We start from the raw sequence: 15554 nt of genomic DNA, 5'->3' as shown, positions 1-15554 counted from the left end.
AATGAGATCTCTGCGCTTCAACATCCGCGCGGAGAAGCTACGCTAGATTCTCTCGGCTAAAAACATTGAAAGAATTTGGAAGGACAAAATCAAAATCTCGATGCGAGAACAATTTATCTGCGACGGAATCGAAAACTTCGACTTCCACGTGGCCCTGGGAATAGCGGAAAATCGAGCGGCCCGGCACCAGATGGCATGGAAAATAGTGGACACCACAATCGCGCTGCGGCAGCAGGAATCCCCACCGCAGCGATGCTCCTTTAGGAGCTGATTGCTCTGCGATGCCGGCTCAATGGTTCTTGTTCGGCCCCTTGCCGGTCGCGAAGCTGCAGGTCTTGATCTTGCAGCTGGGGTCGTCGCTCGTGGGCACGCTGGCGTTGACCATGGCGCCTTGCCCCAGGCAGGCCATCGAATTCGAAACGGTTCGGTTGTACATCATCAGGCCCGGATGGTGTGAGGGATATCTCAGCACGATCGACCCTTCCTGAGCCATCTTTTCATGCACGGCTGCGCAGGTCATCGACTTGGAGTTATAGGCCGACATGGCCATCGCGTTCGTGGAAAACATTCCAATTGCGGCAAGTATCATGATCGTCTTCATGGGGCTTCCTTTGGTCGCGCTGAAAGGGCGCTATCGAAAATGAGATAGTCGTTGATTAGCATTGGATTTATGACAGCGAGCCGACTTCCCTTTATCGGCTGTATGACCACTGCCAGGAGCGACCCAGGCGCCCGTTTGGGTACGATTGCGCTGGAGGTCACTATGCGCCGCATGGTGCCTGTCGGCAGGATGCGGCGCGAACGGAGACTTGGAAATCGTCCGTCACGACAGATGGGGCCCGACGTGAAAACCGGGCCTCATTTCTGCGAAGATCAGCCTGGACCAGAGACCTCAGAAGGTCCGTTCGAAACGCAGGATACCCGAGTAGGTATCGTCGCCCGGTAGGTCATAATGAACGTAAGTAAACTCCGGCTCGACGAGAAGGTTCTTGACCGGGTTGAATTTGACGTTCGTGGTCGCTTCGAAGATCTTGGAATCGGTATAGGCGAGCTGAACGTTCCACTTCAGCTTGTCATTGATCGGAACGCCGACGCCGCCCCAGACCGCCCAGTCGCCCCAGCCGCAATCCGCGCCGTGAACGACGCCGTCGGAGGTCGTGCAGGCCGAGACGTTCTGGTTCGAGCCGGCATATTGGTTGAGCTTGTCGCCGTCGGTATTCCACCCGCCCATCAGGAAGGCAGAGAAGACGCCGAAATCGGCATCGATACGCGCCTTGATGGCACCTTCTTCGACGATGGAGTCATAACCGCCGACCACGCGGAACTGCCAGGCGCCGGCTTTATAGCCGAGACCGGCAACAACGTTCGGAGCGTAGTGGTCGCTCTTGGAGAGCTGCCAGCTACCGCCATAGGCGCTGGTCGTCGTTCCCGAATTGCTGTCTTCGAGCGAGATGACGCCCGTGAAGCCAGTGCCGCTGTCGTAGTTGTAGGTGAGCTGGTTCAGTTCATACGGACCGTCATAGATGACGTCGTCCTGGATCACGTCGCCGGCGTAGCCGATGAACTGGTTATACTGAGAATCGGTTTTACCGACAGTGAAACCGCCGAGAGTAATATAAGCCCAAAGCAAGTTGGTGCCGGTCGAGCCGCCATCGTTCCAGTCCCAACGCACGATGGTCTCGGTCTTCAACGGACCGTATTCGGTGTCGGTTGCGGTATTGAGGTTGAGTTCGGCGCGGGTATGCCACTTGGTGCCGAAGTTGCTGGCACGATTATAGGGATCCTTCCACTGACCTTCCGTGCGGACCTTGCCGCCGACGCGCAAGCATGTCTCCGTGCCAGGTATGAAGAAGTAGCCCGCACCGAACGCGTCGCAGATGCGGACATATTCCAGTGGCTCCGGTTCCGCAGCAACGATAGCATCGGCCGCATGTGCGCCGGATACGATGCAGAGGGCAGCGGCAGAACCGATAAGCAAGCTCTTGATGTTCATGGTAACTCCATCCGTCAGATGAACTTGCGCGATGGACGAACCTGGGGGTCGCTCGACATCAAGTTCCAGTGCCAAATTCGAAGCGCAAGGCTTCGCTTCCAATTAGTAAGCTGCATTTACTATTTCGCCATGACAAGGATTTAAGCAGGCCCCCGACATATGTGACAGCAGCTACCTATGGCGTGTTGCTCAAACGACGCACTCGCGCATGAAGGATGACAACCAAGTGACAACTAGGTGACAAAGTCGGGCAGCTAAGCCTCAACTACCACGCTGCCGCGAGACACATCGCTGGACTGACAGCAATAAGTCTTGCTAGACTTCAAACGACAAGCAGCACATACATTCATCGCAAATCGCAGGCAGGATCGTCATGCCGAAGATCGATATTGCAGCCATACCTGAAATCAAGGGCACGCGTTATCCCGCTCCGTTCAACGAACCCTGCGCCGAGCGCATACGCCGGCGGCTGGGTGATGCAGGCGGCCTCAAGGATTTCGGCATCAACCTTATGCGCCTGCCACCGGGCAATTGGTCGAGCCAGCGGCACTGGCATTCGGAGGAGGATGAGTTCGTCTATGTGCTGGAGGGCGAACTGACGCTGATCGAGGATGATGGTGAAACCGTCTTACGCGCTGGCGATTGCGCCGCCTTCCCGAAAGGCTCGGGAAACGGCCATCATATGATCAACAAATCCGCTACGACAGCTGTTTATCTCGAGGCCGGAACGCGCTCTCCGACCGACCTCATCACCTGCTCCGATGTCGATATGATGAGCTCCAGCACCGACGGACGCTTCGTGCACAAGGACGGCATGCCCTATCCGGATGGCTAAGTCGGCTCGTCGATATTAGCCGCGGCCAGCCTATAGGACAGGAGATGCGTCGGCGCTCCGTGCAGCATGACTTCACGCTCGAAATGGAATCCACATTTTTCCAGCACGCGCCGGGAGGCGAGATTGACGGGGCGTACAAGCCCAATAACGCGCTTCGCCTGCAGATCGTTATGGGCGAAAGCCAGCGCCTCCCTCACCAACTCGGTCGCATAGCCGTTTCCCCAATGATCAGGATGTAGATGATAGGAGAGATTGAGCCCCTCGAATTCGGTGGAAACGGTAACGCCCCCGAAACCGATCAGCCGTCCCTGCGCTTCGATTGCCCAACGCCCGAAACCATGCAGCCGCCAATGTGCCTTGTCACGAGCCAGACGCCGAACACTCTCTTGGGGAGAATCCGGTCTGGGATCAGGCCTATGGGCGACCAATTCGGGCCGCAAGAACAGGGCTGTGAGGAAGCCAATGTCCCGCTCTTCCGGCATGCGCAGGGAAAGGCGAGAGGTGTGCCGGATCATGGTGCCTCCGCTCGAAGGGTCAAACAGCTTCCGCGAGTTCAGGCGGATCGTAGCAGCAGGCATCCATGGAAACGCCCATGCGGCACCCGCTGGCCTCGAGCGCTTCCTTGACAACCTCGACGAAAAGGCGGCGGAACCATACCGAACGGCTATCGGCCTGATCGACGCGGCGATAGAGCATCGTCACCGGATCGGCCGGCAGCTCGAACGGCGGCTTCGAAATCGTCAGGTCGTGCAATTGCGCCATGCAGCGGGCAATCGCCTCGGGAACCGTCGCAATGGCTGGGATGGCTTGCAGCGTCGCCGGCAAGGCAGAAAAGCGGGGAACGGTCGCCACCACTTGCCGGCGATGGCCGAGGCGCGCGAGAGCGACGTCGACGCCCGTGGATATGGCGCCCTCAACAGAAACGGTCACGTGCGGCGCGCTGGCGAATTGCTTCAGGCTCAGCGGCGTCGCGCATTTGAGATGCCGGCCATCGTAGATGCAGAGCGACGCCTGTTGGAACAGCGGCGCGCGAATATGCCAGGAGGCCGGTTCGTCATGCACGGAGATGCTGAATTCAATGGCGCCCTCGTCCAACAGGCGCACGGCATCCCGCCGGTCGAAGGCAATGCTGGTCAGCCGGGCATTCGGCGCGAGCCGGCGCAGCCGCGCTGCCAGCGGCCCGAAGAATGAGGATTCAAGGTTGTCGCAGAGCCCGATGCGGAACTCGCCATGCCAGTTTTCCGGATCGAAGGCTGCCGGAGGGCGGATGGCGCGCTCGATGCCGGAGAGCGCATCCTCGATTGCCGGCGCAATCGCCAGCGCCCGCGGCGTGGGCTGCAAGCCACGCCCGACGCGCACGAACAATTCATCATCCAGCGTCTCGCGCAGGCGGCGCAGCGCAGCAGAAAGACCAGGCTGACCAAGCAGCAGCCGCTCGGCCGCGCGGCTCACATTCCGCTCCTGCATCAGCACGGAGAAGGCGAGCAGCAGATTGAGATCGATCTTTCGAAGCGTGGCATCATTCATCATTATGAGTAATACCTGACATGGTTACTATCAATTTGCAATAGGGTTTGAAGATGTACATTTTCTCGTTCCCTGCCGCTTTCAACCTCCCAAGAAATGGCAGCCTAGAAAGGAACGATCCCGATGACTTCTTCCCAAACCCGAACCGGGGCGGGATTGGCGTTGCTGCTGCTATGCGCCGCCAATTTCCTCGACGCCATGGACGTCTCCACCATCGGCGTGGCCCTGCCCGCAATCCAGAAAGAGCTCGGCATGCAGGCGACCTCTCTGCAATGGGCCGTCAGCGCCTATGTGCTCGGCTATGGCGGCTTCCTGCTGCTCGGCGGGCGTGTTGCTGATCTCTTCGGCCACCGCCGCGTCTTCCTTTGGTCGCTCGGCGTCTTCGCCGCCGCCAGCATCGCCGGCGGTTTTGTCGATAGCGCCCCGACCCTGATCGCCGCCCGCCTGATCAAGGGCATTGCCGCCGCCTTCACCGCGCCGGCGGCGCTGGCCCTTCTTCTCTCCGTCTTTGGAGAAGGCAACGCCCGCGCCAAGGCGCTTGGCGTCTTCTCCTCCACCGGTGCTGCCGGCTTCGTGCTCGGCATGGTGCTGGGTGGAGCGGCAACCCTCATCAGCTGGCGCGCGACCCTCGTCATGGGTGCTCCCATCGCCATCCTGGCGCTGATCGTCGCCCCGCTCGTCCTGCCAGCGGACCACAAGCGGAGCGGCCCTCGCGCCCGCTTCGACTGGGTCGGCGCCCTGACGATCACCCCCGGCCTGCTACTCTTCGTCTTCGGCGTCACCAATGCCGCCGCCGATGGCTGGCAGGCCTTCGCGACATGGGGATCGCTCCTCGCCGCACTGATCCTGGTCGTGCTGTTCCTGATCGTGGAATCGCGCCATCACGATCCGATGGTGCCGCTTGCCATGTTCCGCCGCACCAAGCTCAGCCATGCCAATGCCGTCGCCGCGCTGTACCAGGGAGCCTATGTCGGCTTCCAGTTCATTGCGACGCTCTACTACCAAACCGTCGTGGGCTGGTCGGCCTTTGCCACCGGCTTCGCCTTCGCCATCGGCGGCACCTGCGTCATGTTCCTCGCGCCGCGCTTTGCAACGATAGGCCAGAACCGTGGTACGACCCTACTGATGACCTTCGGCGTGGGATTGCAGGCGATCAGCTATCTCTTCTGGGTGCTGTCGGCCGGGCATATCGATACGATGGTGCTTGTCGCCATCTCGCAGTTGCTGCTCGGCGTCGGCTACGCCATGACCTATCCGTCGATCCAAGTCGCGGCCCTCTCCGACGTCGGCGACGATGAATCCGGTCTGGCTTCGGGCATGCTGTTTGCCTCCTTCCAGATCGGCGGCGGCATCATTTTGGCGGCGGCATCAGCCGTCTTCAGCGCGGCTCCGAGCTTCGGCTGGAATCCCTATATTGCCGGTATAGGTTTCGTGACGATCCTCGCTGCAGTGATCACGCTGCTCGCGGCCGTTGGCCCGCGTTCGTCCGCCGCCAGAGCCGCAAATTATCAGGCGGCGGAATAATTCGAAGCAAGATGGCCCGCTTGATCGGCGGGTCACTCCCTCTGCGCACCGGTAGCTTCGGCGCCGCGGCGCAGCAGGAGCTCACGCTCCCTCTGATTTTCAGCAAGCGCGGCTGCCGTCTCGAAGGCTTGCCGCGCTTCATCATATCGGCCAAGCTTGTAAAGAAGATCGCCGCGAACGCTCGGCAGAAGGTGATAATCCTTCAATGCAGGCTCATTGCGGAGGCCTTCGATAATATCAAGCGCCGCGCCGGGACCTACGGCCATGCCGACGGCGACGGCGCGATTGAGTTCGATGATCGGGGAAGGAACAAGCAAGGCAAGCTCCGCGTAGAGATCGGCAATCCGCCTCCAATCGGTTTCATCGGCCGCTCTCGCTCTCGCGTGACAGGCGACGATCGCGGCTTGCAAGGCATAAACTCCACCGGCACCGCCGAGTTCGTGCACCCGCATCAGCGCTTTCAGGCCGCGTTGGATCTGCAGCCGATCCCAGCGGCCGCGATTTTGCTCGAGCAGCAGAATCGGATTGCCGTCGGCATCCGTCCTGGCCGCCGCACGAGATCCGTTCAGCTCCATCAGGGCCAGCAATGCATGTGCCTCCGGCTCCTGCGGTGCCACGGACGTCAATATTCGCCCGAGCCGCAACGCCTCACTGCACAATTGCAGCCGCATCCAATTCTCGCCGCGCGCGGCCGTATATCCCTCGTTGAAGATCAGATAGACCACCTCCAGCACCGAGGCGAGGCGCTGGGACAGCTCCTCGCCATGCGGTGTCTCATAGCAAAGCCCGGAGTGCGACAAGGTCTTCTTGGCGCGGACGATGCGCTGGGCGATCGTTGCCTCCGACACCAGAAACGCCCTGGCGATTTCCTCGGTCGTCAGGCCGCAAATCATCCGCAGGGCAAGAGCCACCCGCGCCTCGCGCGAGATCAGCGGATGGCATGCTGTGAAGATCAAGCGTAACATCTCATCGCCGATATCGTCATCGAGAGCAGTGTCTAGATCGGGCATGATCTGCTCGTCCTCCTCCATCTCTCGAACGATCATCTCGTGTTTCTGGTCCAGCATCCGACGCCGCCGCAAGTGGTCCAGCGCCCGGCGCTTAGCCGTGGTCATAAGCCATGCGCCGGGCCGCTCGGGGATGCCCGTCATCGGCCATCGCTCCAAAGCGACGATCAACGCCTCCTGGGTCAGATCTTCAGCCAGCGGCACGTCGCGCAGCAACCGCGCAAGGCTGGTGATCAGCCGCGGCTGCTCGATCCGCCACACGGCCAGGATCGCTTGATAGGCGCCGGCGGCCGTCAAGACCGCCTGCCTCGATGACAGATCGCAAGCATCATGCCCTTGCTTCGGCGAGCGGGTCGCACACACCCTCGGCATTTGGCTCGAAGTAGGCGCGCACCTCACATGTGCCTTCCCAGCCGGGCATGAAATCCTTGTGCAATTGCATGAACTCGACCGCCAGCGCCACTGCCTCTTCCTTGCTCTGCAGTTCGAAGATGGCATAACCGCCGACGACCTCTTTGGCCTCGACGAAGGGACCGTCGACCACGCTCAATTTGCCATCCTTGATCGTGACGCGAGCGCCAGTCGCAAGCGGCATCAGCCCTGCCGTATCGATCATGCGGCCGGCCTTGATTTCCCGATCGGCGAGCTTGTTCATGGCTTCTAACAGCTCCGGCGTCGGATGCATGTGGTCGCTAGAGGTGACGATAGACATAAAACGCATGAGAAGTGTCCTCCGAAAGCGAGGGCCGGCACCATTGCCGCTCAACAAACCCGCTCATATTGACGACGAAGCAGCTCTTTGGAAATCGACAGTCGTTCCTAAAAAATTCAGATCGCAGCCGCACAGCGGTAAATTCGACACCCGATCCGTTTACCTCAGCGGTAGCACCCGACCGCTTTATAAATGAATCAGCCGGATCAGGCGACCAGCGGATACCTCCCCTCGTTTTGTTGACTTCCCATGATCGTTGCAAGAAGGTGAGACGAAATCGATCCGCGGACTTCCGAAAGCCGGCGCTTCTCCAGGGGCGGGCCTCTCGCAGGTTGCGCAGACAACACGGCAGGAGCTTGTTTTCATGTTCGACCATATTTCGATCGGCGTCAAAGATCTGGCGCGGGCGCAGAAATTTTATGATGCGGCGCTTTCTCCTCTTGGCTATGAGCGCGTCACCAACTTCGATGGCACGGTCGGATATGGCGCGGAGCGAGCGCAATTCTGGGTAAGCGAAGTGGAACGACCCGTACCGGCCGATCGCGGCTCCGGGCTGCATTTCTGTTTCGTAGCCCCGAGTCAGGCAGCCGTCGACGCCTTCTATGCTGCAGGCATCGCCAATGGCGGCGAAGATAACGGTAAGCCGGGCATAAGGCCGGACTATAGCCAATTCTACTACGCCGCCTTCGTCATCGATCCCGACGGCTACCGGCTCGAAGCTTATTTCAAGACAGGCGAATAGACCGCCGCGCGGGACAAAGGGAAACGCGAACACTTTGTGCTGCGGGGCAGCAAACGATCCCGCGGTCGGAGGGCCACGCCAGACTTTGCCGATCATTGACCTTCAGACTGCCTTAAGGCTTCTGTCATAATAGTCGCCGATTGCGGTTTCCTGACGCCTTCGCAATGCGGACGGGCATTCATTTTGAACGTGTATAGACAGCGGCTAGCCTTTAGATGTGCGACAACTCCATTGCTTCCACAAAACGGAACGCGCCGGTAAGCAGATACTTTTTTGTGTCTCTCGCGCTGTTCGTTCTCTGGTGGGCGCTGCTGTTTGTCTTCTATCGATTTCCAGGCATCGATATTGCCGTTGCAAGAAGCGTCTTCACGGCGGAGCCTTGTGCATCAGCGACCTCCGTCGGTAACGTCTGCGGTAGCTTTACCCTCGCCAAGAACCCTCTCCTCAGGATCGTGCGGGAGGTGACGCTTGCCCTGCCATACATTGCCATTCTTGTCTTATTCGCCGCCCTGATTTCATCCTGGTGGAAATACGGCGCTGGCTGGCAGACAGTGAAAACGGACCGCTATATCGCCGCACTGATATCGCTTGCCATAGGCTGCGGCCTCATCGTGAACGCGCTGCTTAAAGCATATGGCGGCAGACCGCGGCCGCGCAGCACGGATCTCTTCGGCGGCTCGCTGGATTTCGTTCAGGCAGGCTCCTTCGCCGGTCGGTGTCTTGCAAACTGTTCCTTCGTGTCTGGCGAGGCATCATCCGGCGGCTGGCTGCTTTGTCTCGTGCTGCTTCTGCCGCCGCGCTTGCGCCTCTCCGCAGGTATCCCACTTGCCGTCATCTCGATCATGATGCCGACCATGCGCGTGATGACGGGAGCTCATTACCTATCGGATGCAGTACTTGGCTGGCTTTTGTCTCTGGTGGTCTTTGCCGCAGCCATAGCCGCGATCGATTTCCTGCGGTCGGCGACGCGGGCCTAATCCTGAAGCTATCCCGGCTCAGCCGGCATTGCGCATGCGAATCAGACGGCTGCGCTTTGCCGCCTTACGGACACGAACCGCCATTTCACTCAGCGCAAAGGGCTTCACCAGATAATCGACGGCGCCGATATCCATGGCCGTCATCTGATCCGACAACTGATCATAGGCCGACATGACAATGACCGGGGTCGCATCCCCCTGCGCGTCCAGGAGCTTGAGCAGATCGAGCCCGCTGCCATCGGGCAATCGAAGATCGAGAAGCATCACATCGTGGGCTTCGGCCGCCATTGCCAGCTTGGCGGATTCCAGATCCACGGACCAGTCGACCGACCAGCCGTCCGCATTCAGGTGATCCTGTACGGCATTGCCTATGTGAGTGTTGTCTTCGACCAAAAGAAGCCGCACGATTGCATTCCCAATTGCAATCGGAAACCTATGAGACGTATTTCTGACGACAACCTGAACTTTCGATGTGGCATCGGCAAAAAGGAAAAACGGTGAGAATTTGCGCCGAAATGGCGCCGCGCAACAACTCGCCGTTCAGGTAAATGTCAGGATTGATCACCATGTTGCCCGGCTTTAGCCAAAGCGCACCTGCAGCTATGGGCTTTTCTGCGTCAGCCGCCAGCCCATGCCTCGGAGATGATCATTGACCAACGAAAAAGCAGCATCTGGCCGACAAAAGTTCGCGCCAGCGATCGGCAGCATCACGCTATGCCTTGTAACGACGCTTTATGTACTCCTTGTGACAAACCGGATGTTCTGGACAAAGGCCTACGGTTATTTCACCGCCGAGCCGGCCGCATTCGCCGCTTTCGTCGTTGGTATCTCTGCGGCGATCATGGCGCTCTTCACGTTCTTCTCCGCCAAATACGTGACGAAGCCAGTTCTTATCTTCTTCGTGCTGGTTGCTTCAGTGTCTTCCTGGTTCAACGACCAGTTCGGCGTCATCATCGACAAGGAGATGATCCGCAACGCGGCCGTGTCGACAGGGGCGGAAAGCGGCCATCTGATCACGACGCGCTTCATCACCTATGTCTTGCTGACAGGCGTCTTGCCGTCCCTAGCCATCGTGTGGATTCGGATCGTCCATCGTCCGATCCTCAAGAAGCTCGCCTACAATACCGCAGTCATCCTCGCCTGTTCGGCGATCTTCGTCGCCGCAGGAACGACGTTCTACAAGACCTATGCCGGCATCGGCCGCGCTCACCGGGATATGATGGATACGCTCAATCCCGTGATGCCGATCACAAGCGCCGTGCGGTACGTCATCGATGCGCAAAGGAATGCAAACGTCGTGGCTGAGCCATTGGGCACTGATGCCCGCAGGGTCGGCGCCGTCGACAAAGGCAAACCGCGCGTGACGATCATTGTTGCGGGCGAAACCGCGCGCGCGCAGAATTTCTCGCTCGGCGGTTATGCCAAGATGACCAATCCGGAACTGGCAAAGCGCAATGTTGTCTATTTTCCGGATACGAGCAGCTGCGGTACGGCGACAGCAACCTCCATACCTTGCCTCTTCTCGGTCTACACGCGCGAACAATACAGCCATCGCAAGGGATTGGAGACGGAAAACCTGCTCGATGTCCTGACCCACGCCAAGGTCGACGTGACCTGGCTCGACAATGACACGGGCAGCTACGACGTCACCAATCGCGTTTCATACACCTTTCTGCCACACTCTGCCGATCCGCGCTTCTGCCAGGACGGCGAATGCAAGGACGAGATCCTCGTCGACAAGATCGACGGCTGGCTGGACAAGGTGAAGGGCGACAGCGTGCTGGTGCTGCACCAGCTCGGCAGTCACGGCCCCGCCTACTATCAGCGCTACCCGGAAGAATTCCGTCGTTTCCGGCCGGATTGCCGCTCCAACGACTTCAGCTCCTGCTCACAGGAGGAAATCACCAACGCCTATGACAATACGATCCTCTATACGGATCACATCGTCGCCATGGTCATCGACAAGCTGAAGCAGCGCTCGAACTCGATATCTGGCTCCGTGCTCTATTTCTCCGATCACGGCGAGTCGCTCGGTGAAAACGGCATCTATCTACACGGCACGCCCTATTTCATCGCCCCTTCACAGCAGACGCATGTGCCGATGCTGGTATGGATGGCCGATGATCTCGCCAAGGCCGCCGGTTTCGATATGGCCTGCCTTGCAAAGCACGCCACCGAAGGTACCTACTCTCACGACAACATCTTCCACAGCGTTCTCGGCATGATGGACGTCTCGACGAAGGTCTATGATCCGAGCCTCGACGTGTTCGCCAGCTGCCGCACCCCATCGAACAAGCTGGCATTGAAATGACAGGCTAGACGATGTCCGGCGACTTCTTTCCGACGGAGCCGCCGGACGATTGCTGCACCTAAAGGCGTTTCGGTTCGCGGATCGTCCGCTCGTTTTCGACATTGCCGGTATTGAGCGTCGTATTGCGCTCGAACAGCACGACTTCGCAGGTCGGCTCGGCGACCGGGCAATGCTCCACCCCATGCGGAACGATGATGTATTCGCCAGGGCCAAGGACGATATCGCCGCCGTTTTCCTCACGCAGCTTCATGCGCAGCGTGCCTTTGACGACGAGGAAGAGCTCATCCTCTTCCTCATGATGGTGCCAATGGAATGCACCTTCCAGCTTGGTGAGCTTGATCTGAAAATCATTGATATCGCCGCCGACGCGTGGGCTCCATGTCTCATCGAAGGCTGCAAAAGCTTTGGTAAGGTTCACCTTTTTCAGTGCGGCAATGTGTTTCCTCCTTGATCCAACTGCGCTCACTTCGGAGCTAATATTGGCGTGAATACTACCGATCGCAACGCCAGCATCGCCGTTGCCATCGGCATATCGAATTCTTCGAAGATTTCAGCCGAAACTTTCCGGGTAGTGGATGATCGAAAGCGACACTACATGCTGTCCCAACATTATCATTCGACACATGACAGGAAAAATCATGACGACAAGCAATGTCGAATTCGGCCTGGATACTTTCGGCGACGTGACCTTTGACGACACGGGCGCGCCCCTGCCGCATGCGCAGGTGTTGCGCAATGTCGTCGAAGAAGGTGTCCTTGCCGATCGGCTTGGCATCGACTTCTTCGGCATAGGCGAGCATCATCGCGAGGATTTTGCGGTCTCCTCGCCCGAAACGATCCTGGCCGCCATCGCCAGCCGTACATCGAAAATCCACTTGGGATCCGCCGTGACGGTGCTGAGCTCGGACGATCCGATCCGCGTGTTTCAGCGCTTCTCCAGCCTAAACGCGGTTTCGAATGGCCGCGCCGAGGTCATCCTCGGCCGCGGCTCGTTTACGGAATCCTTCCCGCTGTTTGGCTTCGAGCTGTCGCAGTACGAGCAGCTATTCGAGGAAAAGCTGGATCTGTTCGCGGCCCTGCTCAAGAATGAGCCGGTGAACTGGCAAGGCAGCATCCGCCCGCCACTGCACAATCAGAAGGTCTTTCCGACGATCGAGAGCGGTCAGTTGAAGACCTGGATCGGCGTCGGCGGCAGCCCGGAATCGGTGGTGCGCGCCGCTCATTATGATCTGCCGCTGATGCTGGCAATCATCGGCGGCAGTCCTTATCGTTTCCAGCCCTATGTCGATCTCTATCATCGCGCCTACGAGCAGCTCGGCAAACCCGTCAAGCCGATCGGCATCCATTCGCCGGGCTATATCGCCGAAACGGACGAGCAGGCGCGTGAGGAACTTTGGCCCTGCTTCAAGGCGATGCGAGACCGCATCGGCCGCGAGCGTGGCTGGCCGCCCATGACGCGCGCTGAGTTCGACAACGAGATTGAAAAGGGATCGCTCTATGTCGGGTCGCCGGAAACGGTCGCCGCCAAGCTCGCCCCGGTGGTCAAGACGCTCGGCATCGACCGCTTCCAGCTGAAGTACAGTGCCGGCGCACTCGGCCATGACAAGATGCTGCGCTGTATCGAACTCTACGGCCAGAAGGTGATCCCGGCCGTGCGCGCTGCCCTGGCGGAATAGTCGCAGCCAGCTCCCGCGCCGACCTTTCGATGCACGCAAAAGGGCGCTTCGCTAAACGGCGAGGCGCCTATTGTTTTGCGCTGTCATTTTTCTGCAGTAAATGCTACAAATAATAAATTCAGTAGCAACTACTACAGAATGACGATTTCCCATGACCGAGCAGACAAGACCTCACACTTTCGAAGACCGCGTCATCGCCGCGATCGAAACGCTGACACCGGCCGAGCAACGCATCGCCCGCTTCTTCATCGAACAGAAGCAGACAGCCCTGTTGAATTCAGCAGCCCAGATCGCACAGCTCGCCGGCACCAGCGACGCGACCGTCGTCCGCACCGCCCGTGCCCTCGGTTTCGAAAACCTGCCGACGCTGCGGGCCGCTCTGCTTGAGGAGCTGACCGGAACGCCATCCCCCGGAACGAGGATGCAACGCACGCTGGCTGAAACGGGCAGCCGGGCCAGCGATGCGCTTCACTATGTCATCGGGATACACGAGCAAGCTTTGGATGTTCTGCGACGCGAGGAGTTTGCCGTAAGCTTCGAACGCTGTGTCGATATTCTGGCGAGCGCAGCGCGACGTCACATCTTCGGCATCGGCCCTTCGGGCGCCGTTGCGGACTATGCCAGTCTTCAGTTCAATCGCATCGGCCTGCCGAGCAGTGCGCTCTCGGCCTCCGGCATAGCGCTCGCCGATCGCCTGCTTTGGATCGGCAAGGATGACGTGGTGCTGATGATCGCCTATGCGCCGCTCTACCGCGAAGCCAAAGTACTGCTTGAGCAGGCCGGCAAGCATGATGTGCCGGTCATCCTGATCAGCGATGATCTCGGCTTACAGATTGCCGACAAGGTGGCTGAAGTCCTCCCCGTTCCGCGCGGCAATGCCGGCCATCTCGCCATGCATGCGGGCACGATGGTACTGATTGAATCCTTGATTGTCGCGCTAGCCGCCAAAGCCAAGGATACCGCCATCGACAGCCTCGATCAACTCAGCCAGCTGCGTGGCGCGCTCGATAAATCATGGAGCAAACGCGGCACGAGGAAACACAAGTGAACGACGCCAAAGTGCAGCGCACACACAGTACCGACATTTGGCCAAGCCTCCGCTCATCCAAGACATGAAGAGTAATCGTCCGGAAAATACCATTCACATTCAATGCCCTAACCGTCATTCGGGAATCAATTCATGAACAGCCTCACGCCCATTCTCTCCACCGTGACGGCATCTTTCCTCGGCTCGTTTGTCGAAGTCGTGGAAGCCTTCACCATCGTTCTTGCCGTTGGCGTCACGCGAAGCTGGCGCCCGGCATTGACCGGCGCCGCGCTTGCGCTAGCCGTGCTGGCGGCGCTCGTTCTCATCTTCGGACCGCTGCTCGCGCTGATCCCGATCGCAATACTGCAGTTCTTCGTCGGCGTTCTGCTGATCCTGTTCGGCATGCGCTGGCTGCGCAAAGCAATCCTCCGTTCGCTCGGCGTCATCGCCCTGCATGACGAGGAAGCGGCTTTTTCGAAGGAGACGGCGGTACTAAAGGCACAATCTTCAGACCGTCACGCCGATTATCTAGCCGGCCTCGCCGCCTTTAAGGCAGTGCTGCTGGAAGGTGTCGAAGTCGTATTCATCGTCATCGCCGTCGGTGGGGCACATGGACTTACGCTCTATGCCGGCCTGGGCGCGCTGGCCGCTTTCATACTTGTGATGCTGATCGGGCTGCTGGTGCATCGTCCGCTTGCCAGCGTACCGGAAAACACCCTTAAATTCGTCGTCGGCCTGATGCTGACAAGCTTCGGCATCTTCTGGACCGGCGAAGGCATCGGCGCCCGTTGGCCGGGAGAGGATCTCGCCTTGATCGGCATCTTCGCGATCGTCTCGCTTGCCTCCTACGCCATCATTCGCGCCATGCGCGGCAACGCAACAGCAAAGGCAGCCCAATGACCGTCCTGCGTATTGCCCTTTCCGAGCTGGTCAGCATGTTCATCGATGATGGCAGCCTCGCCACGCTCTGCCTCATTCTTATCCTCTTGATTGCCGGAGCGGTGGAGTTTCTCGCCTTGCCACCGCTTGCGGGCGGCCTTCTTCTGCTGATCGGCTGCCTCGCCATTCTGCTCTACAGCGTCCGCCGCGCCGTGAAACGATGAGATTCACAACTCCCTGCAAGAGCTTGGATTGACAGAAGGTTATCAGGTCAGGTGGAAATCCGCTCTAGCTCTCGACAGACGCTTTCGCAGATGCGAAGAATTTTGCACGGCAAATGCAAA

Annotated in this window: 17 protein-coding genes; 9 read left to right on the top strand and 8 right to left on the bottom strand. The window is 59.2% G+C overall.

The genetic code is table 11. The features are described 5' to 3' along the window. Positions 1–289 precede the first annotated feature (289 nt). Entirely contained in the window at positions 290–601 is a 312-nt protein-coding gene (locus tag ACYJRZ_RS01345; RefSeq protein ID WP_459455344.1) for a hypothetical protein, read from the bottom strand. A gap of 291 nt (positions 602–892) precedes the next feature. Further along, complete coding sequence (locus ACYJRZ_RS01340) at positions 893–1993, bottom strand: porin (RefSeq protein WP_459455342.1); 1101 nt, start codon at positions 1991–1993, stop codon at positions 893–895. A gap of 373 nt (positions 1994–2366) precedes the next feature. On the opposite strand from ACYJRZ_RS01340, the gene ACYJRZ_RS01335 reads away from it, so the two are divergent. Continuing rightward, complete coding sequence (locus tag ACYJRZ_RS01335; protein ID WP_459455340.1) at positions 2367–2828, top strand: cupin domain-containing protein; 462 nt, start codon at positions 2367–2369, stop codon at positions 2826–2828. On the opposite strand, the gene ACYJRZ_RS01330 is transcribed toward ACYJRZ_RS01335, so the two are convergent. Next, entirely contained in the window at positions 2825–3343 is a 519-nt protein-coding gene (locus ACYJRZ_RS01330) for a GNAT family N-acetyltransferase (protein WP_459455338.1), read from the bottom strand. The two genes, ACYJRZ_RS01335 and ACYJRZ_RS01330, sit on opposite strands and share 4 nt — an antisense overlap. A gap of 19 nt (positions 3344–3362) precedes the next feature. Beyond that, positions 3363–4358, bottom strand: a complete 996-nt coding sequence (locus tag ACYJRZ_RS01325) for a LysR family transcriptional regulator (protein WP_459455336.1) — start codon at positions 4356–4358, stop codon at positions 3363–3365. A 120-nt stretch (positions 4359–4478) separates the two neighbouring features. On the opposite strand from ACYJRZ_RS01325, the gene ACYJRZ_RS01320 reads away from it, so the two are divergent. Continuing rightward, entirely contained in the window at positions 4479–5879 is a 1401-nt protein-coding gene (locus tag ACYJRZ_RS01320) for an MFS transporter (protein WP_459455334.1), read from the top strand. A 32-nt stretch (positions 5880–5911) separates the two neighbouring features. Here the strand turns inward: ACYJRZ_RS01320 and ACYJRZ_RS01315 are convergent, their stop codons facing one another. Continuing rightward, on the bottom strand, positions 5912–7183 hold the full coding sequence (locus ACYJRZ_RS01315) for an RNA polymerase sigma factor (RefSeq protein WP_459455332.1): 1272 nt from the start codon (positions 7181–7183) through the stop codon (positions 5912–5914). 31 nt (positions 7184–7214) lie between these two features. Next, a complete protein-coding gene (locus ACYJRZ_RS01310) occupies positions 7215–7607 on the bottom strand; it encodes a YciI family protein (protein WP_459455330.1) in 393 nt (130 codons plus the stop codon). A 355-nt stretch (positions 7608–7962) separates the two neighbouring features. Between ACYJRZ_RS01310 and ACYJRZ_RS01305 the strand changes: the two genes are divergently transcribed. After that, the gene (locus ACYJRZ_RS01305) at positions 7963–8340 is read left to right on the top strand and encodes a VOC family protein (protein WP_015340769.1); all 378 of its coding nucleotides are present in this window, start codon (positions 7963–7965) and stop codon (positions 8338–8340) included. Positions 8341–8615: 275 nt separating this feature from the next. Then, entirely contained in the window at positions 8616–9317 is a 702-nt protein-coding gene (locus ACYJRZ_RS01300) for a phosphatase PAP2 family protein (RefSeq protein ID WP_459455328.1), read from the top strand. Between the two features lie 18 nt (positions 9318–9335). Here ACYJRZ_RS01300 and ACYJRZ_RS01295 read toward each other — a convergent pair whose 3' ends face one another. Then, entirely contained in the window at positions 9336–9722 is a 387-nt protein-coding gene (locus ACYJRZ_RS01295; protein WP_459455326.1) for a response regulator, read from the bottom strand. A 244-nt stretch (positions 9723–9966) separates the two neighbouring features. Here ACYJRZ_RS01295 and ACYJRZ_RS01290 point away from each other — a divergent pair, with 244 nt between their 5' ends. Further along, a complete protein-coding gene (locus ACYJRZ_RS01290) occupies positions 9967–11628 on the top strand; it encodes a phosphoethanolamine transferase (RefSeq protein ID WP_459455324.1) in 1662 nt (553 codons plus the stop codon). Between the two features lie 58 nt (positions 11629–11686). Here the strand turns inward: ACYJRZ_RS01290 and ACYJRZ_RS01285 are convergent, their stop codons facing one another. Then, positions 11687–12046, bottom strand: a complete 360-nt coding sequence (locus ACYJRZ_RS01285) for a cupin domain-containing protein (RefSeq protein ID WP_459455322.1) — start codon at positions 12044–12046, stop codon at positions 11687–11689. Positions 12047–12266: 220 nt separating this feature from the next. On the opposite strand from ACYJRZ_RS01285, the gene ACYJRZ_RS01280 reads away from it, so the two are divergent. The 4 genes from ACYJRZ_RS01280 to ACYJRZ_RS01265 all read left to right on the top strand — a co-directional run bounded on the left by ACYJRZ_RS01280 (position 12267) and on the right by ACYJRZ_RS01265 (position 15434). Then, positions 12267–13304 carry an LLM class flavin-dependent oxidoreductase gene (locus tag ACYJRZ_RS01280; RefSeq protein ID WP_459455320.1) on the top strand — a complete coding sequence of 346 codons (1038 nt, stop codon included), beginning with the start codon at positions 12267–12269 and terminating at the stop codon, positions 13302–13304. Between the two features lie 151 nt (positions 13305–13455). Then, positions 13456–14352 carry a MurR/RpiR family transcriptional regulator gene (locus ACYJRZ_RS01275; protein WP_459455319.1) on the top strand — a complete coding sequence of 299 codons (897 nt, stop codon included), beginning with the start codon at positions 13456–13458 and terminating at the stop codon, positions 14350–14352. 132 nt (positions 14353–14484) lie between these two features. Further along, positions 14485–15231 (top strand): COG4280 domain-containing protein, encoded by a 747-nt coding sequence (locus ACYJRZ_RS01270; RefSeq protein ID WP_459455317.1) that lies wholly within the window; start codon positions 14485–14487, stop codon positions 15229–15231. Continuing rightward, a complete protein-coding gene (locus ACYJRZ_RS01265; protein ID WP_459455315.1) occupies positions 15228–15434 on the top strand; it encodes a hypothetical protein in 207 nt (68 codons plus the stop codon). The genes ACYJRZ_RS01270 and ACYJRZ_RS01265 overlap by 4 nt, the downstream gene beginning before the upstream one ends. Positions 15435–15554 lie beyond the last annotated feature (120 nt).

The organism is Rhizobium sp. No.120 (assembly GCF_054558365.1).
Note: the sequence above shows the minus strand (reverse complement) of the source record. Positions and strands in the feature narration are given on the sequence as shown.